The organism is Bacillus sp. CFBP9009 (genome assembly GCF_036541465.1).
Taxonomy (GTDB): Bacteria; Bacillota; Bacilli; order Bacillales; family DSM-1321; genus Peribacillus.
Window position 1 is genome coordinate 1 of record NZ_JAZHFU010000020.1, and the last position, 24,933, is coordinate 24,933.

At 37.4% G+C, this 24,933-nt stretch carries 24 protein-coding genes and 3 pseudogenes; 17 read left to right on the plus strand and 10 right to left on the minus strand.

What is annotated here, in order from left to right:
* Positions 1–455 (minus strand): glycerophosphodiester phosphodiesterase (locus V3595_RS25340; RefSeq protein ID WP_485910419.1); only part of this gene is annotated, 455 nt, incomplete at its 3' end.
* Between the two features lie 191 nt (positions 456–646).
* Here V3595_RS25340 and V3595_RS25345 point away from each other — a divergent pair.
* From V3595_RS25345 to V3595_RS25355, 3 genes are read left to right on the plus strand one after another with little or no spacing between them, the layout of a single operon-like run.
* Entirely contained in the window at positions 647–934 is a 288-nt protein-coding gene (locus V3595_RS25345; RefSeq protein ID WP_485910421.1) for a hypothetical protein, read from the plus strand.
* Positions 935–952: 18 nt separating this feature from the next.
* Positions 953–1,336, plus strand: a complete 384-nt coding sequence (locus V3595_RS25350; protein WP_485910423.1) for a hypothetical protein — start codon at positions 953–955, stop codon at positions 1,334–1,336.
* Between the two features lie 39 nt (positions 1,337–1,375).
* Complete coding sequence (locus tag V3595_RS25355) at positions 1,376–1,918, plus strand: hypothetical protein (RefSeq protein WP_485910425.1); 543 nt, start codon at positions 1,376–1,378, stop codon at positions 1,916–1,918.
* 69 nt (positions 1,919–1,987) lie between these two features.
* On the opposite strand, the gene V3595_RS25360 is transcribed toward V3595_RS25355, so the two are convergent.
* From V3595_RS25360 to V3595_RS25370, 3 genes and pseudogenes are all read right to left on the minus strand, one after another.
* Complete coding sequence (locus tag V3595_RS25360; RefSeq protein ID WP_485910490.1) at positions 1,988–2,377, minus strand: VOC family protein; 390 nt, start codon at positions 2,375–2,377, stop codon at positions 1,988–1,990.
* Between the two features lie 436 nt (positions 2,378–2,813).
* Positions 2,814–3,101, minus strand: a pseudogene (locus V3595_RS25365) (winged helix-turn-helix transcriptional regulator); the annotation flags it as partial.
* Positions 3,102–3,768: 667 nt separating this feature from the next.
* Positions 3,769–4,458: a GntR family transcriptional regulator gene (locus tag V3595_RS25370; RefSeq protein WP_485910492.1), complete on the minus strand. Its 690-nt coding sequence runs from the start codon at positions 4,456–4,458 to the stop codon at positions 3,769–3,771.
* Positions 4,459–4,967: 509 nt separating this feature from the next.
* On the opposite strand from V3595_RS25370, the gene V3595_RS25375 reads away from it, so the two are divergent.
* The 7 genes from V3595_RS25375 (at position 4,968) to V3595_RS25405 (ending at position 13,229) form a co-directional block, all read left to right on the plus strand.
* Positions 4,968–6,185: a cystathionine gamma-synthase family protein gene (locus tag V3595_RS25375; RefSeq protein WP_485910494.1), complete on the plus strand. Its 1,218-nt coding sequence runs from the start codon at positions 4,968–4,970 to the stop codon at positions 6,183–6,185.
* 37 nt (positions 6,186–6,222) lie between these two features.
* On the plus strand, positions 6,223–7,263 hold the full coding sequence (locus V3595_RS25380; protein ID WP_485910427.1) for a homoserine dehydrogenase: 1,041 nt from the start codon (positions 6,223–6,225) through the stop codon (positions 7,261–7,263).
* A gap of 65 nt (positions 7,264–7,328) precedes the next feature.
* Entirely contained in the window at positions 7,329–8,780 is a 1,452-nt protein-coding gene (locus tag V3595_RS25385) for an aldehyde dehydrogenase family protein (protein ID WP_485910429.1), read from the plus strand.
* Between the two features lie 134 nt (positions 8,781–8,914).
* Positions 8,915–10,351: an amino acid permease gene (locus V3595_RS25390; RefSeq protein ID WP_485910431.1), complete on the plus strand. Its 1,437-nt coding sequence runs from the start codon at positions 8,915–8,917 to the stop codon at positions 10,349–10,351.
* A gap of 565 nt (positions 10,352–10,916) precedes the next feature.
* Complete coding sequence (locus V3595_RS25395) at positions 10,917–12,230, plus strand: HAD family hydrolase (protein WP_485910433.1); 1,314 nt, start codon at positions 10,917–10,919, stop codon at positions 12,228–12,230.
* A gap of 356 nt (positions 12,231–12,586) precedes the next feature.
* The gene (locus V3595_RS25400) at positions 12,587–12,826 is read left to right on the plus strand and encodes an AbrB/MazE/SpoVT family DNA-binding domain-containing protein (protein ID WP_485910496.1); all 240 of its coding nucleotides are present in this window, start codon (positions 12,587–12,589) and stop codon (positions 12,824–12,826) included.
* 1 nt (position 12,827) lies between these two features.
* Positions 12,828–13,229, plus strand: coding sequence for a type II toxin-antitoxin system death-on-curing family toxin (locus tag V3595_RS25405; RefSeq protein ID WP_485910435.1), 402 nt, complete (start codon positions 12,828–12,830; stop codon positions 13,227–13,229).
* A 482-nt stretch (positions 13,230–13,711) separates the two neighbouring features.
* On the opposite strand, the gene moaA is transcribed toward V3595_RS25405, so the two are convergent.
* Positions 13,712–14,725: a GTP 3',8-cyclase MoaA gene (gene moaA / locus V3595_RS25410; protein ID WP_485910437.1), complete on the minus strand. Its 1,014-nt coding sequence runs from the start codon at positions 14,723–14,725 to the stop codon at positions 13,712–13,714.
* A gap of 832 nt (positions 14,726–15,557) precedes the next feature.
* Positions 15,558–15,776, minus strand: a complete 219-nt coding sequence (locus V3595_RS25415; protein WP_048683094.1) for a hypothetical protein — start codon at positions 15,774–15,776, stop codon at positions 15,558–15,560.
* 262 nt (positions 15,777–16,038) lie between these two features.
* Here V3595_RS25415 and fdhF point away from each other — a divergent pair, with 262 nt between their 5' ends.
* The 4 genes from fdhF to V3595_RS25435 are packed head-to-tail and all read left to right on the plus strand — an operon-like array spanning position 16,039 to position 19,979.
* On the plus strand, positions 16,039–19,020 hold the full coding sequence (gene fdhF, locus V3595_RS25420; protein ID WP_485910439.1) for a formate dehydrogenase subunit alpha: 2,982 nt from the start codon (positions 16,039–16,041) through the stop codon (positions 19,018–19,020).
* Positions 18,995–19,513 (plus strand): helical membrane plugin domain-containing protein, encoded by a 519-nt coding sequence (locus V3595_RS25425; protein ID WP_485910441.1) that lies wholly within the window; start codon positions 18,995–18,997, stop codon positions 19,511–19,513. The genes fdhF and V3595_RS25425 overlap by 26 nt, the downstream gene beginning before the upstream one ends.
* Positions 19,513–19,746 carry a heavy-metal-associated domain-containing protein gene (locus V3595_RS25430; RefSeq protein ID WP_057219145.1) on the plus strand — a complete coding sequence of 78 codons (234 nt, stop codon included), beginning with the start codon at positions 19,513–19,515 and terminating at the stop codon, positions 19,744–19,746. Before V3595_RS25425 ends, V3595_RS25430 begins: the two co-directional genes overlap by 1 nt.
* A 38-nt stretch (positions 19,747–19,784) precedes the next feature.
* Entirely contained in the window at positions 19,785–19,979 is a 195-nt protein-coding gene (locus tag V3595_RS25435; protein WP_289324955.1) for a hypothetical protein, read from the plus strand.
* A gap of 247 nt (positions 19,980–20,226) precedes the next feature.
* On the opposite strand, the gene V3595_RS25440 is transcribed toward V3595_RS25435, so the two are convergent.
* Positions 20,227–21,282 carry a P-loop NTPase gene (locus V3595_RS25440; RefSeq protein ID WP_485910443.1) on the minus strand — a complete coding sequence of 352 codons (1,056 nt, stop codon included), beginning with the start codon at positions 21,280–21,282 and terminating at the stop codon, positions 20,227–20,229.
* Positions 21,283–21,544: 262 nt separating this feature from the next.
* Here V3595_RS25440 and V3595_RS25445 point away from each other — a divergent pair.
* From V3595_RS25445 to V3595_RS25455, 3 genes and pseudogenes are all read left to right on the plus strand, one after another.
* A pseudogene (locus V3595_RS25445) lies at positions 21,545–21,743 on the plus strand (IS110 family transposase); the annotation flags it as partial.
* 8 nt (positions 21,744–21,751) lie between these two features.
* Positions 21,752–21,844, plus strand: a pseudogene (locus V3595_RS25450) (VOC family protein); the annotation flags it as partial.
* A gap of 475 nt (positions 21,845–22,319) precedes the next feature.
* The gene (locus V3595_RS25455) at positions 22,320–22,544 is read left to right on the plus strand and encodes an IS3 family transposase (protein ID WP_485910498.1); all 225 of its coding nucleotides are present in this window, start codon (positions 22,320–22,322) and stop codon (positions 22,542–22,544) included.
* A 172-nt stretch (positions 22,545–22,716) separates the two neighbouring features.
* Here the strand turns inward: V3595_RS25455 and V3595_RS25460 are convergent, their stop codons facing one another.
* From V3595_RS25460 to hxlA, 3 genes are all read right to left on the minus strand, one after another.
* Positions 22,717–23,433 carry a 3-ketoacyl-ACP reductase gene (locus V3595_RS25460; RefSeq protein ID WP_056519724.1) on the minus strand — a complete coding sequence of 239 codons (717 nt, stop codon included), beginning with the start codon at positions 23,431–23,433 and terminating at the stop codon, positions 22,717–22,719.
* 137 nt (positions 23,434–23,570) lie between these two features.
* A complete protein-coding gene (gene hxlB, locus V3595_RS25465) occupies positions 23,571–24,128 on the minus strand; it encodes a 6-phospho-3-hexuloisomerase (protein WP_485910445.1) in 558 nt (185 codons plus the stop codon).
* 7 nt (positions 24,129–24,135) lie between these two features.
* Complete coding sequence (gene hxlA / locus V3595_RS25470) at positions 24,136–24,783, minus strand: 3-hexulose-6-phosphate synthase (protein WP_048686234.1); 648 nt, start codon at positions 24,781–24,783, stop codon at positions 24,136–24,138.
* Between the last annotated feature and the right edge of the window lie 150 nt (positions 24,784–24,933).

Consider the following 24,933-nt stretch of genomic DNA (forward strand, 5'->3'; position numbering starts at 1 on the left):
TCAATCCCAGGATAAAGCTCTGAAGCCTTTAATTCTATTAATATTCCAATTTTCCCGTGGTAACGATCAAGAATCTCATCAAATGTTGGGATTTGCTCACCAGCAAATTGCTCACCTTTCCAGCTGCCTGCATCAAGGCTTCTTAGTTCTTCAAACATGAAATCACCAACTTTTCCAGTTCCATCAGTTGTACGATCAACTGTCGTATCATGGATAAGTACTAATTCTCCATCCTTGCTTCTTTGAACATCAATTTCAATATAATCTGCCTTCATTTCTACTGCTTTATCAAAAGCAGCAATCGTATTTTCAGGTGCATATGCCGATGCACCACGATGGGCAACATTATCAACCTTTCTTAAGTCTCCTATTGTTTCTGCTGCAAAAGCTTGACTTAGTGGACTGAATAACAAAGTAAACGCTACCCCGGCACCTGCTAATAATTTTTTGTTCATGTTCTCCATCTCCAATCTAAAATATGTATACAACTATAATTATAGAAAAGAAATGTTGAAGCATTGTGTTTATAATGTATTGGTTTTATATGTTTAAGATCCTTTTTGATTTTTCCAAGTTAAGGAATAATCAGCTTTTGTTAGTATAATATTTAGTTTTCTTTTTTTTACTTTGAACTATTGCAGATGAAATGCACAAAGATCCAGAACTAAAAGATGTTTTTGGTTGGGCACTTGTTACTCCTATACTGAACTACTATCGTCTAGTTATTACACGTCCTGACTGGGATTTAAATAATGTACCAATGCCATTAAGGAACTATCTTGAAACTATGGGTAAAGACATGGATGATCGGTTAGCAAAAATTGAACTTCCTACGGACTTTGAATCCTTAACACTAGAAGAGGCGTCAATTGTACTAGCTACAATACTTCGTTATGTCTTACGCTCTCCTTCAGCTCGTGCTAAGTATTTATAAGATCTTACAAAAAGAGGGGTGCTCCCACTTTCCGGAGACGGACAAAGTCTTATTTTAGCTAACAGAAACTTAACAGAGTTCAAAATCTCACTTGAAGAACGTACTTTGATTGTGGGATCGGGAATAATTAAAAAAGAAGGAACTGCAGATATAAAGGGGATGGGAAAGGTTGTTTCCTTATCACTAACCGAACAATACCGTAATTCCAAAGGATTACCACTATGTTCCAATTATAAGGGTTCAAAGCTTACTAGTGGATCCTCTAGATCATTATTAGGTTGCTTTATTACTACTGCAGTAAAAGGCGGTTCTAATTCTCCGGAGATCCGTTTTCTTAGAGAAATTCGAGAAAATCAATTACTTCGTACACGCTGTGGTGGTCAGTTTTTTGGCACTTTCTAACAACATTATTACCGATTTAGTCCAGCTATTGCAGATGAAATGCACAAAGATCCAGAACTAAAAGATGTTTTTGGTTGGGCACTTGTTACTCCTATACTGAACTACTATCGTCTAGTTATTACACTTCCTGACTGGGATTTAAATAATGTACCAATGCCATTAAGGAACTATCTTGAAACTATGGGTAAAGACATGGATGATCGGTTAGCAAAAATTGAACTTCCTACGGACTTTGAATCCTTAACACTAGAAGAGGCGTCAATTGAACTAGCTACAATACTTCGTTATGTCTTACGCTCTTCTTCAGCTCGTGCTAAATATTTAGAAGATCTTACAAAAAGAGGGGTACTCCCACTTTCCGGAAACGAGCAATCTCTTATTTTAGCTATTAGTTACCTAACAGAGTCCAAAATTTCACTTGAAGATCGCATTAAAATTTTGGGACCAGTAATTAACAAAGAAAGAGCCGACGAAAAAGGTAATAAAAAGACGAACAAAATAAGTAAAAACAACCACCCCCAAAACGAGGAAACTGAGCAATTTGCTCAAAAACTTTGTTCTGGGGGTATTCTTTACTCTTAACTTGATGGGCATGTGGGTAGGACCCCAATAAGAAAAGAGCCAGTAATAGCAGCCTTTATCTTTGCCTACCTATAGATCTTTTTGATTAACATTTAGTTCAATCAAATTACCATCTGGGTCGGCACAGAAAATTTGTGCGAATCCACTTTTCCCATATGGTTTTTCAAGAATTTCAACTTCATTCTGTTTTAACCATTTAAGAGTGTCATAGTAGTTCTCAACTCTAAGGGCAAAGTGACCTTCTCTGCTGGATAAGCTTTTATCCTTACGAATCGTCTGTGAAGAGGGGGCGACTATCAAGTGAAGTTGATGTCCCTCTATTTCATACCAGGCACCTGGAAAATCAAAATCAGGACGCTGTATTTCTTTTAAACATAAAGTTTTACTATAGAATTTTTTTGCTCTTTCCAAATCTGTCACAGTAAGACTTACATGATGGAGGCATTTATATTTAATCAAAACCTTCACTTCTTTCATTTCAACTAATTTATTTTTTCCTTAGTCGTTTTGTTGCTAAGATAATCCTTCGCACAGTATTTGGAGCTTGATCAGTTAATTTTAACAATAAATTTGAACAAAAAATACACAAACATGGTTGGACAAAAGGCGACTGAATAGCTTATGCCTAATAAAAGGGCTCCTAATCTCCCTTCTGAATGTTGGATTCCCCTCCACCGCATTCTTGGTTATGATTTATTCAACAATAAAGAAGATCGAGATTTTACTCTCGATCAAATAAGATTTCGACTACCAACTGAAGTCATTAATAATTATGTAAAAAACCATGTGCAGAAACCTTTATTAAAGTCTCTGTACGAAGGTTTTTTGTATTGATTCGTTCGTGTATGTTGTTTTTCTACCAGAGTGCTGTCTGGAACAATCTCTTCTTTCGACATTACTCGGAACTAACCAATCTCTTCTGTTTTTGCAAAAATGATTTTTCTACTCGATAGACTCCTTGATTTCTCCATCGTTTTTCAAAGCTGTATTTTTCATATAGTTTTTTACCCCACTCATACATAGACTCTAGTATGGGCATCAGACTTTTTCCCTGTTCTGTCAGTGAATACTCTACTTTGGGTGGAACAACGGGATAGACTTCCCGATGAACAATGAGGTCATCCTCCAATTCTCGTAATTGGTTAACTAGCATTCTTTGGGTAATACCAGGCATAAGAGACTTAGACCTCTGTTCTACCTTTAAACTATGCCCTTAAATACTAGTTTGATCCTGTAAATAACCAAACTAGTTTAGTCTGTTTTTTTAAATTCAATATAGATTAGATCAGATCAGATTGTATTGGATTATTATCCGTATTATTATTTGGAACCATGGTTTATTCCTTGTATTAATAAAATGTGTTTACTGATAACTATCCCGTACTAGTTCAAAATATTGGAGAAATCTGAGCTGTCGGAAGAATTCCTATAAACGTTTTATTTATTTTAAAATCGACCTCGGTAGAATATAAATTTTATATGATATCCCAAAATAGATAATCACTCATTATTCATTTTAGTAGGATGTATTGTTCAAAATATCCAGGTCCACAGCTTATTATGTTTTTTACACCGCCGAGTTAAACACTTATGAAGACAGTGGAAGATAACGGGATTATCGACTCCCACCCACCAAAATAGTTGCGCGGGAATATAAAAGTGAGGGGACAAGTGTTACTCACAGCAGCCTGCCAGAACATCAAGAAGATTGCCACCCATCTATCCAAAACCCGTTCGTAAAAGTACACTTTACGAACACTTTTCGAGGATATAACAAAAGGTAAAGCCCATGGATCTAGACAGACCATGGGTTTTGTATTTCCTATAAGATAGCTTATGTTAACTATGAACTATATCATATCTAAATGAGTTATTTCCCAATGTTTATTCTTAATAAGTTGCTCTAAATTCTCTTTATCTCTTTTTTTAAAATAATTGGTAATTCCTTTATGATCTTCATTCATTTGCTCTAATACGGCAAAAAGCTTTTCTTCATTATTACTTAAATAAATTTGTCTAACAAAACTATTTTGTAAAGAATCAAGAAGATCTATTAATGTAGGATTATTGCATTTATCAATATATACTTTATGGAATTGATTTTGGTATTTTTGATAATCTAAATAGTTTTTTGTTGAAATTGAAAATTCAATTTTCTTAACCAAATCTTCCATACGTTCAATATCACTTTCTGTGATATGCTCTAAAGATAATGAGGCTGCTAAAGAATCTAATACACTAACAATTCGAAATACATCTAGCTTTTTTTTGGTATCAAGTTCTTTTACAATAAATCCTTTTCTAGGAAGATACTCGAGCAAATTGTCTGAAGCTAGTTGTATCAAAGCTTCTCTTACAGGAGTTCTACTTACTCCTAATTTTTCGCATAATACCGATTCATTTATCTTATGCTTAGGAAGTAGGGTTCCGTTCTGAATTCTTTCAGTTATATAATCATATACGAGATCTTTTAATGATTGATATCTATTTTTGATAGCGTTTCCTCCTAAGCCAAAAATTAATATTATATAGTATACAATATATAATTAGAAATTCTTGTCTTTAATATTAGCACCATCTTTTACAGACTTCAATATCTCTATTATTTATTATTATATTTAAGATATAAACCGACTCCTGCTTCCATTTTTATTTATGAATTGTTGTTTTAAGTGATTCAAGTTGATAAAACTTATAGCATTAGAAATAAGGCAGTTTAAAGAATTTTTAAGAATAAAATAATAAAGCATTGAAAAGTAGATAAGTTAATTGTATAATTCGGTATGTAAAATATTTTCTGACTATTCTGTACTATATACAATATACAATATAAAGTATATTTTCTGCATTTGTTTTAAGTTTTTTAAACTATTTGTATTTGATACCTTAATGTTAAGAAATAAACCCAAGAAAACATTAGGTAAAAACTGTAATGTGGAAGGGGGATTTTTTTTGGAGTATAAAATATACAATATATTATATACAAAATAAAATTCAAGTTTCAACAAGACCATTTTTACAAAGTTATAAAATTAGAGGTGAGAAAAATATGAGTGAGAATAACTTTAAAGATGTGCAAGATGGAACAAAAGCGGTATGGGCAGGAGAAAAAGAATCTCTTGCTTATAATGCAACCCAAGTTCCTGTAGTTCTTAGTGTAGCCTACAATTACGATGACGTAGACGAATGGCAAGAAGTTGCCCTTGGAAATAAACCTGGTTATACCTATAATCGAATGGCAAATCCAACTGTTCAAGCTCTGGAAGAAAAAGTAAGGATACTCGAGGGGGCAGAGAAAGCTGTAGGTTTTTCATCAGGAATGGCTGCTATTAGTAGTACATTATATACATTTCTAAGGCCAGGAGATCGGGTTGTATCAGTCAAAGATACTTATGGAGGAACCAATAAAATTTTTACTGAATTCTTGTCCAATCTTGATGTCGATGTGACATTGTGTAATACCGGAAACCATAAAGAAATTGAAGCTGAAGTGGTCAAAGGGTGTAGAGTGCTATATTTAGAGTCTCCTACTAACCCTACTATGAAAGTTACTGATATTGAGAGGATAGCAAGAGTCGGAAAATCAGTGGGTGCATTAGTTATCATAGATAATACGTTTGCTACTCCAATTAATCAAAATCCTCTTCAATTAGGAGTTGATATTGTAGTCCATAGTGCAACTAAATTCTTAAGTGGACATGCAGATGCATTAGGTGGCATAGTATGTGGCTCTGAAAAATTAATGAAAAAAGTCTATCATTATCGTGAAATTAATGGAGCAACTATGGACCCATGGTCAGCCTACCTTATTTTAAGAGGGATGAAAACGTTAAAGCTTCGTGTACGGCAACAAGAAAAAAGTGCAATGGAAATTGCAAAGTATCTTCAAAAGAAAAAGCTTGTTGACGCAGTTTATTACCCGGGTTTGGAAGCGCATTCACATCATGATATCGCAAAGAAACAAATGAGAGGGTTCGGTGGGATATTAAGTTTTGTATTAAAAGATGAAATGAAAGCAATCAAAATTTTATTATCAAAATTAAAATATGCAAACAAAGCTGGAAACCTTGGAGCCGTTGAAACTATATATGGGCCTGCAAGAACGACTAGCCATGTTGAATGTACTATTGAAGAGCGTAAAGCCCTTGGTATACCAGAAGGTTTAGTTCGTATCTCTGTAGGTATCGAAGATACAGAAGATCTTATAGCAGATTTAGAGCAAGCTTTTTCTTACTTAGAATCCAATTACCCTGTTAGCTGTAGTTGAAAGCATAAAATATTACTAATGGAAGAGGTATTGAAATATGACACATAAGATAGCATTACTTGGATTTGGTGTAGTTGGTCAAGGGTTAGCTGAAATTTTACAAGATAAAAGTGAGTCACTACGTAGTGGGTTTAACTTTGATGCAAAAATCGTTGCTATTTCTGATGTTATGAAAGGTTCCCTTTATGATCCTAAGGGGTTGGATCTTTCTTTAGCGTTACAAGCTGTAAAGGAAACAGGAAAATTAGTTAGTTACCCTGAGACCCCTAGCTTGGTAAGAGGGTGGGATAGTTTTCAAACAATACGTGAGAGTAATGCAGACACTGTTGTTGAAATTACCTTTACTGATGTAAAAACAGGACAACCTGCCATTGATCATTGTAAAGCAGCATTTGAAAGCAAAAAGAACGTAGTAATGAGTAATAAAGGTCCGGTTTCTCTAGCTTATCAAGAGTTAGCTGAATTAGCAAAAAAAAATGATGTTCGTTGGGGCTTTGAAGGAACAGTTATGAGTGGAACCCCAGCATTAAGAATGCCTCTGAGTTCATTGGCAGGGAACAGCATTTTTGAAATACGAGGGATTTTAAATGGAACAACTAATTATATCCTAACTAAAATGGAAGAAGGATTGAGTTATCAAGATGCATTGTCAGAGGCACAAGCTCTTGGTTATGCAGAGGCAGATCCGACTAGCGACGTTGAGGGATATGATGCTCAATATAAAGCTACCATTCTTGCTAACATTGTAATGGGTATTCCAATGAAACGAGAAGAAGTAGAATGTGAAGGGATTAGTCATCTTATGGAAAAGGACATTGAGTGGGCAAAATCAGAAGGTAAGAGATGGAAGTTAATTGCTAAATGTATTAAGGATGGCGATAAAGTCATTGCAAAGGTAGGACCTGAAGCTATACCTCTTACAGATCCTCTAGCTGGAGTTTTAGGTGCACAAAATGCTATTACTTATGATTGTGATTTAGCTGGCCCAATTACCTTAATTGGAGCGGGAGCTGGACGTAAAGAAACAGGATTCTCGATTCTTATTGATTTAATCAACATTAACCGTGATCAATTATAATTATAATTCGTTTCATTCTTAAAGTTATAAGTTGAAAATTACTTATCATGAGGTGATTTTGTATGATGTTTACTGACAATTTAATAAATAAAAATAAGATGTTTCTTGCTGGGGAATGGGTATCTCGTGATAAAAGCATTGAAGTCTTGGATCCACAGGATCATAGTTTAATCACAACAGTTCCTGCTGCTAATGAAAGAGACGTCATTTATTCTATTGAAGAAGCAAAAAAAGGAGTAAAAATAGCAGCAGATATGTCAACACATGAAAGAATTGCTATTCTTCATCGTGCTGCGGACTGGATCTTTGAAAATAAGGAAAGATATGCAACTACCATTGCTCGTGAGGGAAGTAAAACAATTAAAGAAGCAAGAAAAGAAGTACTACGTTGTATTGAAACACTTCGTATAAGTGCTGAAGAAGCAAGGAGAATTAATGGAGAAACCATTTCGTTTGATCAAATGCCAGGAAGCGAAGATCGCATAGGTTACTATTATCGTTTTCCTATTGGAATTATTGTAGCTATAACACCTTTTAACGATCCATTAAATCTTGTTGCACATAAAGTGGGGCCTGCTATTGCTGCTGGGAACGCTATTATTGTAAAACCAGCAACTGTAACACCATTAAGTGCTCTCTTATTGGCAGAAGCTTTTGAAAAAGCCGGTTTGCCACCGAAAGTTTTATCCGTCATTACCGGTTATCCAAGTGACATGGGAGATAGTCTAATTACTCATTCAGCTATACGAATGATTTCTTTTACAGGAGGACTTGCCACTGGCAAAGCAATTATTCAAAAAGCAGGCTTGAAAAAGATATGTATGGAGCTTGGATCAAACTCACCAGTTATTGTATTGAAAGATGCTGATTTAGAAGAAGCAGTGAAATCAACTGTTTCTGGAGCCTTTTGGGCAGCAGGACAAAATTGCTTAGGGGTACAGAGAATATATGTTCAAGAAGGTATATATCATGACTTTATTGGTAAATTTATTGATCGTACTCAACAATATCGAGTAGGTGATAAATTATTAGAAGAAACAGATATGGGACCAATGATCTCCGAAATAGAAGCAAAACGTGTTGAAAGTTGGGTAAATGAGGCTGTTGAAAAAGGTGCAAAGTTGCTTTGTGGTGGAAAACGTGAAGGATCTTTTTATCAACCTACTGTTTTAGTTAATGTACCAGAAGATTGTAAATTGGCAACTGAAGAGGTTTTTGGCCCAGTTGTTACCATTTATAATGTTCCTGATCTTGATACAGCTATTTCCCAATCTAATAGTGTAGATTTCGGATTGCAAGCAGGTATATTCACTCGTGATTTAGATAAGGCATTGAGAGCCATACGTAAACTTGATGTAGGTGGAGTTATGGTAAATGATAGCTCAGATTATCGCATTGATGCGATGCCTTTCGGAGGTGTAAAAGGTTCTGGTTTAGGTCGAGAAGGAATTAAGTTTGCGCTTCAAGAAATGACTGAACCAAAAGTTGTTTGTTTTAAAGTTAATAAAACAATATGAGAACATAAGGGCTGACCTGTGCAGGTCAGTCTTTAAGTTAAAGATTCTGATTTTTCTGTAAGAATATAAAATTTGTATATTGTTGTCTATTAAAATAAGTACTTGTAGAGAGTAAATAACGAGGAGGAGACTAGATGCCAAACACAAATGATACCAATGAAAACCAGTTGAAACGTTCAATGAAAAGTAGGCATTTGTTCATGATTTCGCTAGGTGGTGTAATTGGAACGGGTCTTTTTCTGAGCAGTGGATATACAATTAGCCAAGCTGGACCAGGAGGTACGATTCTCGCTTACTTAGTAGGCGGATTAATCATGTACCTTGTCATGTTATGCCTGGGCGAACTAACTGTTGCTATGCCAGTAACAGGTTCATTTCAAACTTACGCTACCAAATATATCGGTCCTGCTACTGGATTTACTATTGGTTTAATGTACTGGCTTACTTGGGTGGTAACGGTAGGTTCCGAATTTACTGCCTCTGGACTATTAATGCAGAGGTGGTTTCCTCACACTTCTGTTTGGATGTGGAGCGCCGTCTTTGCGATTCTAATTTTTTTACTTAATTCCTTTTCAGTAAAAATATTTGCAGAAACCGAATTTTGGTTTTCAGGTATCAAAATAATTACTATTCTCTTATTTATTGTACTTGGAGGATCTGCAATGCTTGGATTTATTCCAATGGATGATAGAGCCTCTGCCCCCATGCTTTCTAATTTCACTGTAGATGGAGGTCTTTTCCCAAATGGCCTGCTTCCAGTTTTTATGGCTATGATTTCCGTTAATTTTGCCTTTTCAGGAACAGAACTTATTGGCATTGCTGCTGGAGAAAGTGAAAATCCAGAAAAAGACGTTCCTAGATCTATTAGAAATGTAATTTGGCGAACAATGTTTTTCTTTGTTGGTGCAATTTTTGTGTTATCTGGGTTAATCTCTTGGAAAGAAGCAGGAGTCATTGAAAGTCCATTTGTGATGGTTTTTGACAACATCGGAATTCCTTATGCAGCTGATATTATGAACTTTGTTATTATTACAGCTTTACTCTCAGTAGCAAACTCTGGTCTATATGCATCTACTCGTATGTTATGGTCACTTTCAAATGAAAAAATGATAAGTTCATTTTTTGGAAAGGTAACGTCAAATGGAGTACCATTGAATGCTTTAGCTGTAAGTATGGCAGTAGCTTGTTTATCTCTATTATCTAGTGTATTTGCACCTGATACAGTTTATGTAGTACTTGTGGCTATATCAGGATTTGCAGTAGTAGTAGTTTGGATAGGGATTGTTTTATCACAATATATGTTCCGTAAACATTTTTTGAAAATGGGTGGAAATATTAAAAATTTAAAATTCCGTACACCACTTTATCCTTTTGTACCCATTGCTGCTTGTGTTTTGTGTCTTGCTTCTTGTATAGGTCTTGCTTTTGATGCGAGCCAAAGAATTGCTCTGTATTGTGGAGTACCTTTTATTATTTTATGCTATCTCTTCTACTATATGAAAAATCGAGGAAATAAGAATCAGATAAATTCTTATAATGAAACGGATGATTATATTAGGAATATTAAGTAAAGAGATTTTTTGTAAAAAATGAGAAGGCTTACAAGATCTTTGGTTTATTGATTTTTAACGTACTAATTTAAATAATAAATCAAAGAATTACCACTGATTTAGGACAGACTTCTTCTACTTATATATGAGAAGCTGTTCTTTTTCAGTGTGCCTAGCATGTGCATTAAATAAGGGTACCGATGGTTGATAGACATAGATTTGGATGAATTCTATGATAAAGTTAGTCACTCCTTCCTACTCGATTTATTTACATCACTCCCATAATATTCAATTATAAAAGTAGCTTCAACCTTAACTTAATCCTGTTGGTAAAAGTACACTTTTGTAAAAAGAAAAGCCCATAGAATTATATAAAATCCATGGATTCAATAAGGATTATAGAAATGATCAATCTTTTTTATAAAGTTACAATTGTTAAGAAAAGAACCACTAATAAATATTTGATTATTTTGAAAATTCATGATAATATTTACGCATAAAAGAATCAATCGGCAATGGCGCCTGTTTCAATAGCTAATAACGAGCTATTGGGCAGGCGTCTTTTGCAATTTTCAGGGGGGAACTTATGAATAATAGAACCAAATTAAAAGCTTTATTTGGCATGATCGTTATTTGCTTGTTTTTGTATGCTTCCTTAGGAGCGGCTGCAAGCGGAAAAGCAGTTTCGACTCCGCAAAAAAGGGAGGGCCATTGTATTCAAGTGTTGGATAAAGGGAAATGGGCTCCTGACACCTATAAGTCTGTTCAAAACCTAATTGATAAGCATGGTGCTGGAAGTACAGGATACGATCCAAATCGAAAACCTTATGTTGTTTTTGATTGGGATCATACGAGCATCATGAATGATACGGAGGAGGCCCTCTTTCTTTATCAAATTGATCACTTGGCATATAACATGCAACCGGAAGAGTTTTATGAAGTGATCAAAAAGAATGTGCCGAATGGGCCTTTTTCGCATGAGTTTAAAAACCTTCAAGGAGATGCGGTCACGCTCAAGGAAATCGCCGAGGATCTGAAGCGCGATTACGAATTTCTTTATTCCAACTATGGCGGGATGAATGGAAAAGAGCGGCTAGAAACGCTTCTTTCAACTGATCAATTTAAGGATTTTAAAGCGAAAATGTACTTTCTGTATGAAGCTATTGGGGAAACATACGGTGTTGAAATCGGATATCCATGGGTGCTTTATTTATTTGCCAACATGTCGACCGAAGAAGTTCAGCACCTTGCAGAGGCTTCAAATGATTATAATTTAGGGGCGGAAATGGCATCGGTGACGTTTATAAGTCCTGTGTCCATGTCAGGAAAAGCCGGTACTGTTCAAGTTACCTATACAACAGGACTGCGTCTGGCCTCGGAAATCGCAAACTTAATGCATACTTTTATGGAGAATGGGATTGACGTATATGTTATTTCGGCTTCGATGGAAGAGGTGGTGGAGGTATTTTCGTCAAATCCAAAATACGGCTACAACCTTCCAAAGGAAAATGTCTTTGGGATGAGATTAAAAAAGAAGGACGGAATTACTCAAGCAGAATATGAAGACAATTGGCCGATCACTGCTCGAGAAGGTAAGGTAGAAGTGATCGAACACGCCATCTCCAAAACGCGGGGCGGATACGGTCCGATATTCGTAGCGGGAGACAGCAGCACAGATTATGAAATGCTGACAATTAAGAGTTTGATACTCGGTTTAATTATCAACCGCCTCAAAACAGGTGATATCGGCAAGCTTGCGAAAACAGCTGCAGAACGGATGGGCAAAAACAACCCGAAATATGTTCTCCAAGGAAGAAATGAAAATACAGGCTTATGGATTCCGACTGAATACACGATCAAGCTTGGGTCAAATGAAGAAAAATTGTTGGCGAATCCATAAAATGATTCGTCTCCGGAGATTCATACACTCGGATTCCGTTAAAAGTTGTTCAAGAAAGCTATTATTAACCCGTTCGTAAAAGTACACTTTTACGAACGGTTCTTTTTTTAATAATATTCTTATTTTAACGTTTGTTAAAGATGGAAAATGATTTACGGACGTTCGTGGTTTTATATCCACTTTTACGAACGTTTTTAAAGAATAAGACGAAAAAATAAGAAAGGAGTAAAAACTTGGATGATCGCAGACTAAAAATAACAAATTTAAGATAAAAGTAGTATAAACCATAAAGACTAAAAATTATAATTGTAATAACAATTATAACTTTCTTTTGAAGGAGGAATGAATAATGGCCCATTAGGAAATTAACTAAAGTCGGAAATAGCTTGGGGATTACGTTTCCAGTTCAAATGTTGAAAACTGCAAATATAGCTTTTGGAGACGAATTAGAGGTTGAGTATAAGGGTGATGAAATCATTTTAAGGAAAAATAAAAATGTGAAATTACCTAAAGGTGTAGATGCAGAATTTATGGAAATGTTAGCAGACGTTATTAAAGAACATGACGAAGCATTCAAGGGTTTGGTGGATAGGTAATATGACGTTTGATATTATCTATCTTTCCACTAATCAAATTATTGCTATCAATGCCATTCAAATAAAGGTTTATTCTCCTACTGAAAAAATCGGAGTGAAAGATCCCAGTCTCCTTGATTCTGCAGTGAACAGCCCCAGACAAACTGTTTTCAAGTATGATGCTTACCCATCTATTCATGAAAAGGCCGCAGCATTATTCGAATCCATTTCCAAAAATCATGCGTTCCACAACGCAAACAAGAGGACGGCACTCACTTCCCTTATTATGTTTCTGAAGATCAATCATTATCAATGGATAATGGGAATAGAAGAAGAACAGGATTTTGTTGTAGATGTCGTCAACCATAAGTATGATTTTAAAGCTATCGCAATAATCATCAAAGAGAACATAAAGGCCTTATAAAAAGGTTCGAGTTTCATGTAGCATTTAAACTAATTTGGTCTTTAGCTAAGGGTGTTTTATAACATTGGAAAAATATAAAGATAAAGATATGCAACAAATGCATGCTGGGCTTAAGATTACAATAAGTCTTATTCGAAAAAGGGGGGAACAGTTGTCTGGATGACTTGTTCTCCCTTTTAAACTCATGACTATGTATTCTTATAATAAGATGTTTCCCATCTCCATGAAAAACAACATACCAGTTATTTTATTTAATCGATACAGTAAAGACATTCCGTGTCACTCCGTAAGCTGTGATAATTATTCTAATCTACAGCTTAACTGGATTAGTACACTTAAAGTACCGATACTTTACTTCAATACCAGGAGCTGATTAGCAGCTCTTTTTTGTAAGAAAACAAATAAGCCCTCCATATTCGAATTGTTGAATTAGGGATGGAAACGTTACCACCCCTTTATGATTCAGGAGAACTTACTGTTTGTCACCCGCCTATGAATGACATTTCGACTTTTTCCTGTTTTTTCACTGTTCCTGTTGATCGCGCATCTGAATAGCGGTCGTCCCTCCGGTTCCAAAGTGAAATGATGAAGCCTGTCAATTCTTCATCTGACATGTCGGAACGGAGCAATGACTTTAAGTCATGCCCCTTTCCATTGAACAGGCATGTATATAAACTTCCGTTAGCAGAAAGACGAGCACGGGTGCAACTGGAACAAAAAGACTCAGAGACGGATGTTATAAAACCCACTTCGGTTGTAGTTCCCTTATACCGGAAGCGTTTTGCTACTTCTCCAAAATAATCTTCTTCAACTGGTTCAAGATCGAATTTTGCTTGGAGGATTTCGAGTAACTCTTTTTTTGTAAATACATTCTTCATCTGCCAACCATTTGTATGTCCGACGTCCATGAATTCTATATAACGTAATTGAATGCCCTCTTCTTTACAAAACCGTGCCATCGGCAGAATTTGAGATTCATTGTTTTCTTTTTTCACTACCATGTTCACTTTAACTCCAAGGCCTGCTTCTTTGGCAGCAGCTATACCTTCTATGACAGGCTTTATCCCGATACCCCTGCCGTTCATCTGCTTAAAAAGTTCATCATCCAGGCTATCTAAACTGATATTCACCCTCTTTAATCCCGCTGATTTCAAATTCCCGGCTTGTTTTTTCAGAAAAACACCATTTGTAGTCAAACCGATATCTTCTATACCTTCAATTTTGACGAGCTTTGAAATAAGAGTTGTAAGGTCTTTCCGCAGTAAAGGTTCACCGCCTGTCAATCTTAGTTTTATAACTCCCAAGCTTGCAAATATTTTAGAAAGCCTTACGATTTCCTTAAATGACAAGAGCTCACTTTTAGGCAAAAATTGAAAATTATCATGAAAAATTTCAGCAGGCATGCAATACTGACAGCGAAAGTTACACCGATCTATGACGGAAATCCTTAAATCCCTTAGTGGTCTGTCCAATGAATCTTTTATATGATGGTTCACTTAATCACTCCCAGCCCTAAGTATTAGAAAAAAAACCAGATTATAAAAAGTGGCACCATAGAATGGCTTATTCACTATATGTATTTCCGGTACACCTGTTTTTTCATTATGTAATTCACTCCAATGTCTTTCATACTTTTTTGACTAAAAATCCTTTAATGAATAGTTGGTTCGTGTGGACTCGAAAAATTTTAAAAATAGTATCTGAAGATATTGATCCAATCATTGTTCTGAATAAAATTTTCCAAATAACTGTCATACGACAATCTTTTTACATTCCACTTATTTCTTAAACCTTTTTACGAATCTCGTCTAAAGCTTTTTGGGGTTCAGATAAATATTTTTTTCTACTTCCAAAAGGGTTATTAATGTATATTCATCTTTCATCAAATAATTAAGAGTATCATTATAATTTTTTTACAAACTCTTCAAACTCTTCAAACTCTTTGCTAATTCTTAACCCTTTCAAAATCCTCATTAACTTTAATTTGTAGATTGTTTTAGGTTATGAAATTAATGCAAGACAAACGTTGAGGGGAGGGTGCTTTTTTTTGCGTTAACAACGGAATTGTCAAAGTGGATTATGAGGGATAGAGAATCACCGCTAGCAAAGCGAACAATATCGGCTTCGTCTACCGTCTGGCGTGGTATTGCGAGGAAGGTGCTTTTCTGGAAGACTACTGGAAAGATAACGGACTAGCTCAAGGTAAGCCGGTAATTGTTAAAGATACATCAGAAAGACCCCACCAAGATGGGCTCTTTTAAACGTCTAGAAAGGGCGAAAAATATTTTTACTCTGGGAAATAATTAGTGAAGTGGGGCCGGTCCCCTATTATGGCAGCATGTAAATGGTGTTATGCGGCGGCTGTTCCAGTTTTGATTGTCGGAGGCGTCCTTCTTGTACAAGTTCCTGCAATCCTTTTTCGATATGGGAGATGGAGGTTTCTAGGAGGTCTGCAACTTTCACCGTAGAGATGCTCATGTATTTTGGTTTCTTTGATGAGGACATGATCATTGATTGAACTAGCTGCAAAAGAATTTCTTTTTCCATAGCTTCGGTTCGCCTGCCTTCAGTTAAATTTCTTTATATATGTAGACTCGATTCGCTATCAACAAATCATCTCCTATAAACTTGCCAAAAAAGAAAGGTTTAATACACTGAGGTTTTAGAATAATTTTTAAGGGCTGTAAAAATATATTTTATTTTATTCATATCCTTTTTGGGAATACTAGGATGAAACAGCATTTGCTGGTGTATGGCTTAATTTATAAAATAATTCAGCTTAACGGCAGCAAGATTAGGAGGGAATCACATGTCTGACCATTCTTTTTCCATCCGAATAAACGAAAAGGAATTAACAGCACAGCCAGGTCAAACGATATTGCAAGTCGCCCAAAGTCACGAATTGTACATTCCAAGCATTTGTTATCATCCCGATCTGGGGACGATCCAAACCTGTGATACATGTTTTGTGCAGGTGGGTGGGGAATTGGTCCGTGCTTGCTCGACAAAGGCTGTTCCAGGTTTGACGGTTGATACAATGTCAAAGCCTGTTAAGGATGCCCAGTATGAAGCGATGTCACGAATCCTAGAAAATCATGAACTGTATTGTACTGTTTGTGATAATAATAACGGCAATTGTACCGTCCATAATACTGCCGAATACTTAGAGATTGAGCATCAGAAATATGAATTTAGAGAAAAACCCTACCCTCCGGATAATTCCCATCCTTTCTATAGGTATGAACCGGATCAGTGTATTTTGTGCGGCCGGTGTGTTGAGGCCTGTCAGGATTTACAGGTCAATGAAACCTTAACTATTGACTGGGGAAGAGAAAGACCAAGGGTTATCTGGGATAATGATGTTCCAATTGATGAGTCTTCTTGTGTATCCTGTGGACACTGTGTGAACGTGTGTCCATGTAATGCTTTAATGGAGACATCCATGCTCGGAGAAGCAGGATTCTTAACAAAGCTGCCGGCTCCAATTTTAGAGCCTATGGTTGATTTAATTAAAGAAGTGGAGCCTGGATATAAAGAAATTTTTGCGATATCAGAAGTGGAAGCTGCCATGAGGAAAGCACGGATTAAGAGGACTAAGACGGTTTGTACATACTGCGGTGTAGGCTGCAGCTTTGAAGTATGGACAAAGGACAGGCAGATTTTAAAAATTCAGCCTACCCATGAAGCTCCCGTCAACGGCATTTCAACCTGTGTAAAAGGAAAATGGGGCTGGGATTTTGTTAACAGTGACCAGCGCTTAACAAAGCCTTTGATTCGTAAAAACGGAGAGTTTGAAGAAGCGACCTGGGATGAAGCGTTAGATCTGATTTCAAGTAAGCTTACGGACATAAAGGAAGAGTATGGCCCGGAATCCATTGGAGTAATCGCTTCTTCCAAGTGCTCCAATGAAGAAAACTTCGTGGCGCAAAAATTTGCACGTGCGGTTATCGGAACAAACAATATCGACAACTGCTCTAGATACTGCCAATCTCCAGCTACTGCAGGACTCTTAAGGACAGTGGGATTGGGGGGCGATTCTGGAACTATCCAGGATATTGAAACTACAGACTTGGTTATTGTAATTGGTGCAAATCCAGCAGAATCTCATCCTGTCCTCGCTACACGTGTAAAACGGGCTCATAAGCTATTTGGACAAAAATTATTAGTAGCTGATATAAGAGAGCATGAGCTAGCACAACGTGCGGATTTCCTCTTGCATCCTAAGCCAAGTTCTGATTTAATCTGGATTTCTGCCATAACGAAGTACATTATCGATCAAGGTTGGCATGATAAAGAATTTCTGGCGAATCGTGTATCAGGCGTAGAAGGATATATTAAAACACTGGATAAATTCACCATAAGCTACGCAGAAGAGATGACCGGACTTTCGCAGGAGGAATTAATCAAAGCAGCTACAATGATTCATGAAGCTAATTCAGTCTGTATCCTTTGGGCTATGGGGATTACCCAGCATTCCGGCGCAACAGATGCAAGCACTGCCATTTCAAATTTATTGCTGATTACGGGAAATTATGGCCGTCCAGGTACAGGTGCCTATCCCTTAAGAGGCCACAATAACGTACAGGGAGCCTGTGATTTTGGTACAATGCCATCGTGGTTTCCTGGTTATGAGCCAGTCGGAAATGCCGAGGTTAGAGAAAAGTATGAAAAAGCATGGGGCGTTGAAATTCCAAAAGATCCTGGAATGGACAACCACCACATGGTAGAGGCAATCCACAAAGGAAAATTAAAATCCCTTTATCTATTTGGAGAAGAAATGGGGCTTGTGGATGCAAACTCGAACCATGTTCAGAGTGCATTTGAAAAATTAGACTTCTTTGTCGTACAGGATATTTTCTTCTCAAAAACGGCACAATTTGCCGATGTTGTTTTACCGGCATCACCTTCACTTGAAAAAGATGGGACATTTGTAAATACGGAAAGGCGCATTCAAAGGTTCTATAAGGTGTTTGATCCGCTGGGCGATTCGAAACCGGACTGGCAGATCTTTCAGGAAGTAGCGAACCGGATGGGTGCCAACTGGAATTATTCGCACCCAAGTGAAATTATGGATGAAGCAGCCAGTCTTGCTGTCCTATTTTCAGGTGTGAGCTATGACCGTCTTGAAGGCTTTAACAGCCAAGTTTGGCCGGTTCACAAAGATGGAACGGATACACCTCTATTATATGAAGACAAATTTGCCTTTGCGGATGGAAAGGCAAGGCTGTTCGCTGTTGACTGGACTCCTCCATATATGGCAGGAGAAGAATATGATCTCCATTTAAACAATGGACGTTTGCTTGAGCACTTCCATGAAGGAAATATGACGTACCAGACAGAAGGACTTATCCATAAGGTACCTGGCACATGGCTGGAGGTATCGCACGAATTGGCGGAGGAACGAAATCTCAGTGACGGTACATTAGTTAGATTAAGTTCACCATATGGACAGGTTAAAGTAAGGACGCTTGTTACGGACCGGGTTAAAGGCAAGGAAATTTATCTCACGATGAACAGCTTTGAGGACGATGAAGCTGTCAATTACCTGACAAGTAGCTATCATGATCTAGTTACACATACTCCTGCATATAAGGAAATCGGTGTTAAAATGGAGATTTTAGAAGCAACAGGTGAACCGCCATTGCCTAAGCATAACCACCGGTTTGGTAACAGGAATCCGCAGATCAGCGTTCGGGTTGAGGAAAAGTGGCAGCGTGACGATTTTCAAGCGATAGAAGAGTTATTTGGAAATGGGGGGGAAGCATATGGCGAAAGCAATCAGGCAAATTAATAGACAGGTTCCAAATGCGATGGAAGAACAAGCTCAGTCAATCGGGGAAATATTAAAAGCTCTTGCTGATAACAAAGAAGGGATTCTTTCTGCACTCGCCATATTAAAGAATCTACAGGAAATTGGGATTCTCGATGCGCTTCATGCCATTTTGGAAAATCGTACAGACGTCGGCGTTATAGCCATGCAGCAAGTTAACCAGCCTGGTATGCATAACACCATCAAAAATGCCATTTACCTTTTCAATTTCATGGGCACCTTAAAGCCTGACCAGCTACAATCTATGCTGGGCGGTGTTACAAAAGGCCTTGACCATATGGGCGAAAGCATCAAAAACCATGAAAAACACAGCTTATGGAAATTAGGTAAAAGCTTGAGAGATCCAGAAATCAAAGCGGCGATGACAACCATGGTTGAATTCCTGCATGGTATGGGTGAATCATTTACACAGCATCCTTCACAGGAACTTCATCCAGAAGGAGGACAAGGGTGATGGAAGAACAAGGTGTTATTAAGATTCATGGACCGCTATCGGAAAAAGATTCCGACGAAATCATTCGGTCATTAAACGGTGTATGGGGCATCCTCCGGGCTGATGTAAATAAAGAAAGTGGAGAAGCAAGAATTGGCTATGACAAAAATGCCGCTTCATTCCAGGATTTTCAACAGGCCATCAGAGACTCAGGCTACGATATAAAAACGGAAAATCAAAATTCACCTCACTAAGAGGAGGAAGATTATGCAGATTTGTGAATTATGCGGCAGTGAGCAGGAAATGGAAACAGAAGAAACTGAATCAGAAAGAACCAGAATTCTTCATGTCTGTGAAAACTGTCAGAACGACAGAGCTTTCAACTATTTTGACAACTAAAAGAAGACGTGAGAAAAGGGAATCCGATTGTGGAATTCCCTTTTTTTATGGCAAGGCGGTAAGAGCAGCTGCCAGTTTGGCTGTATAAAGCTGTGAGTTAATCAAAATAGCAGTCCACATATGAGCGAGAGTACTTGAAGCTGTGACTCAGTCAGCATAAACCAGCTCAGATTGCGATATAAAGAAGTTTTAGTCACTAAAATTGCCGTATGGCCACTAAAAAATTCATTTAGAGTTATACTTTAGTCTTACCGGGTTTAACTTTACGTTCCATACCCTAAGAAACCAGAACCTTCATAAAAAAAGCGATATAAAAATCTATATCGCCTTCCATTTTATTGAGCATCCTTATATAACACATCTTCTGCCAGGGATCGGAATAGCTCTCCTACCAGTGAGTCTTCGTCATATACAGAAGTACCTGCTGCTTGTACAGGACTCGCAAAGGGGACTCGTGCGATTACATCTGTTTGAAGCCGTTCAGCCAGGCGTTCTCCGCCGCCTCTTCCAAAAAGGTAATTCCGTGTGCCATCGCTTTCTTCATAGTAGGCCATATTTTCAATTACGCCTAATATGTCATGTTTCGTATGACGCGCCATGACCCCAGCTCTTGAGGCAACATGCGACGCTACATTATGAGGAGTAGTCACAATCACTTCCTTTGCCTGCGGAATCATGGCAGCCACATCAATTGCCACATCTCCTGTACCTGGAGGCAGGTCGAGAAGCAGATAATCCAGTTCGCCCCAATGGGTATTGGCAAGGAAGTTTTGAATCCATTTATTCAGCATCGGCCCCCGCCACATAACCGGGTTATTATCCTCTGCAAAAAAACCCATGCTCATTACCTTCACATCATGACTGAGAACTGGTATTGCAGTTTTGCCGATCATAGTCGGCTTTTCATTAATCTGCATCATGGACGGGATGCTGAATCCATAAATATCCGCGTCCAAAATTCCTACCTTTTTCCCCATTCGGGCGAGGGCAGCAGCCAGGTTGATGGTAACGGTCGATTTCCCAACGCCGCCTTTGCCGCTGGTTATCGCGATAAAGCGTACCTCGGAATCATGGCGCAGCATCGACGGCATCCCGCTTTCCGTTGTTGAATTCTTCTTCAATACTTGAGTTAATGAAGCTCTTTCTTCAGGACTCATGGCCCCAAAGCTTACATACACATTTTCAGCACCAATGCCTCGAAGAGCATTTTGAACATCTTCTTTAATCTTCGCTTTTAAGGGACAGCCCTGAATGGTTAATACAACCTCAAGACTAACATCTGATTCTTCTATTTTTACGTTTCTAACCATTTTTAACTCAACAAGGCTTCTGTGAAGTTCTGGATCCTGCACACCACTTAAAACTTGCATCACTTGTTCCTGTGTAATCATTTTATAACATCCTCTAATGTTTTTATCCTCAGTATGGTCATTTTTTATAAAAAAAAGACTGAAAAGATTAGGTGTCCTTTAATCTTTCATCAAAAATTGTGTAATGTCTTTAAGGCAGCTTTTTCTTTATGCAACTAAAGGGTCAGCATTCCTGTAATAACTGAAAATGAGGTTTGAACGAAAAAAGACCTCTTGATAAGATGAATGTTTCCTAAGCTGGCCAGCTAAAAAAGGACAAAACACATCTATTTGGAGGTCTACAATGAATAATAACCAAAATCATAAAACCACTCAAATGACTTCTGAAACCCTAATTGTCGGAGTAAATCCTAGCCAAGCACAATCATGTCGCGAGAGCACAGGATTTTAGAGGATTGGAACTGGGTAAAACGTGTTTCTTTGAAAATACGAAAGCAGGATTTCATTCGTTTCTAGATTGGATTAACCAACTTGTTAAAGAGTTGACCATATTCAGCTCGCTGCTCCTAAAGGTAGTGAGGACACTGCAAGAAAATTTTTAAATAATATTTTAGGTTTTGCCGAAGTTGAAAAACCTGAAGAAGGGGTCCTACCAACAAAATGCGGAAAACATACGTTAAGGAACATTTCCATCGTAATTATAGCTTTCGGTGGCATCCGTTTACTTAGACACTTTACAAATGCCAGATTGGAAGTTGCTACCACAATTGAAGGAGATTTGAAAAATATTACTAATCATAAAGAAGCATATGTCATTTCTAAAAACCTTCTTAATAGGGATTTTCATGCATCCAGATCTAATGAGAAATGGGTAACTGACATTACATATTTGATTTTTAATAGACAGAAACTTTTCCTATCCGCCATAAAAGACCTCTATAACAATGAAATCATTTCTTATCAAGTCAGCCGGAGAAACGACTTAAAACAAAACTTGTAATAGATAACAATAAAAAAAGCAAAGAAAAAACAGAATGTTAAAGGAATTCTTCTGCATTGCGACCCGGGGTACCAATACACTTCCCACCAATACAATAACCTATTTGAAAAAATATAAAATGCAATCCAGTATGTCAAGAAAGGGAAACTGCTGGGATAACGCTTGTACTGAGAATTTCTTCAGCCACTTTAAATCGGAGTGTTTCTATATGAACTCCTTCGGTACCTCTGAAGAGGTTCGAGGTGCTGTAAGTATGTATATTCGATTCTATAACCATCATCATCGCTTCCAGAAAAAATTAAACAACCTGAGTCCATATCAATATAGAACTCAGGTTGCTTAATTAGTCTTTTTTATTTCTGTCTATTTGACAGGGGGCACTCCACAATACAGAGATCAACTTCTTCAGGCTGCCTAATACCTTTTTTTAAAATGTCCTTTACAAAGGGTACACTTTACAACTAGGTTCCTGCTTCTTATCCAATATAGACAAGAAGAGTCGATCGCTTCTCAAATTAAGGATTAGTTGACCATAATCCTGAAGTCTTTACTAGGACTCTTGGATGAAGCTTTAACCCGGCTACAAGCAGCTCTGCTAAATCCTCTGATTGCATAACATTTTCAGGATTTCCACTGATAAGATTGGTTTCAATGGCCAAATCAGTTGCAACTGTACTTGGTGTTAATGCCGTTACACGGATATTATGCTTTCTTACCTCTAGCATGAGTGATTCCGTTAGTCCTAAAACAGCAAATTTAGAAGCGCTATAAGCACTTGTAACAGGTGCTCCTTTTTGGCCCGCAGTTGAGGAGATATTCACAATATCTCCTGATTTTCTTTCAATCATATCAGGTAAAACGGCTCTTGTTACATTATATACACCCATCAAGTTTACTCGGATGATCTTTTCCCATTCTTCAGGAGTTAAATCAAGAAAACCGCCAAATTTAGCTATACCTGCATTGTTTATTAAAATATCAATAGAACCTAGGTCTGATTTGATGTGTTCAACAGCATGATGAACTGCTTCAAGATCGGCTACATCTGCAGTTGCTGCTGAAACGTTCACATCATATTGCTCTAGTTCCGCGGTTACCTTTTCAAGATTTGACATCGTTAATCCAATCAATCCTAAATGAACTCCTTCTTTTGCTAAAGCAATCGCAGTAGCACGCCCGATTCCTCTGCCTGCCCCAGTAATTAAAGCAGTTTTTCCTTTTAATGAAATCATGCTATCATTCCTTTTTAAAAAATTTTAGAATAATTGTTAATAATAACAAAATAATGTTTTAAAGACTAACCAAAAGACCGCAAAGTTTCTTTAGTATGTCTGCGGTCTTTTGGTTATTACATTCTTAGGACTATGTTTTATTCAAGATTGGCATGTCTGCCATACATCTTATTGGTATCTAATCCCTTTTTCTCCATGAATCTCAAGATGACGGCATCATAAAAAAGTAAAAGGGTCTGCTCAAATAGTGAGCCCATTGGTTGGATGGTTTTATAATCGCCCTCTGATTGGTCTTTCGGGGATCCAGGCAATTTAATGGTGATATCTGCAAACTGTCCAATAGTGGAATCAGGGAATATCGTGACAGTTGCAATTTTACCACCAATGCTTTTTGCTTTTTCAGCCATGGAGACTAAGCTTTTCGTTTCCCCGGATCCGGATCCGATGATTAAGATATCCTCTTTTTCAAAGTTGGGAGTTACAGTTTCACCGATTACATAAGAATCAATTCCCATATGCATCATCCGCATGGCGAAGGATTTGGCCATGAATCCTGATCTGCCTGCACCGGCGACAAAAACCTTTTTCGATTCAAGTATCCCGTTGACGAGTTTTTCAGCTTCTTCATCTGCGATTAAGTCAGCTGAATGATTAAGCTCTTTTAAGATTTCTGCTACATATTGAGTCGTCTGCATCTTAGAATTAACCTGCTGTAACCGTTTGTTCTTTAATCATTTGTTGCATTTTGGCAGCAGCAGCTTTTTTATCAGCTTGTCCAGTAATCCCGCCGCCTACAATGACAAGGTCCGGATTTACTTTTATGACTTCTGGAAGTGTTTCTAATTTAATGCCGCCTGCGATGGCCGTTTTAGCATTTTTAACCACACTTTTGATGGTTTGTAGATCTTCAAAAGAATTTTTTCCGACTGCTTGAAGATCGTAGCCCGTGTGAACACAAATATAATCCACGCCCATAGTATCCACTTCTTTAGCACGTCCAGCAAGGTCTTTTACCGCAATCATATCGACAAGGATTTTTTTACCCTGTTTTTTCGCTTCTTCTACAGCACCTTTAATCGACATATCTTCAGCCGTTCCAAGAATCGTGATGATATCAGCACCTGCTTCGGAAGCTTTCATCACTTCATATCCAGCAGCATCCATAATTTTCAGGTCTGCTAATACTTTTAAGTTAGGGAATGCTTCTTTTACTGCCTTTACAGCATGGAGACCTTCGTTGATCACAACCGGTGTTCCGATTTCTACGATATCAATATGCTCCTCTACTTCTTTTACCAATTCGATTGCTTCTGGAATGTTGACTAAATCTAATGCTAATTGTAATTCCATCTATGTTTCACTCCTCATAATTTTTTAAGCTTGTTGCACAGTGTAATAATGCCCATTGTTCACTTTCATTTCTCCTGGCAACCGTAACCAATGCTCTTGTTAACAATGGTACAGTGTTAGTATAATGTGTATATTAAAAGTGTGAAAGTA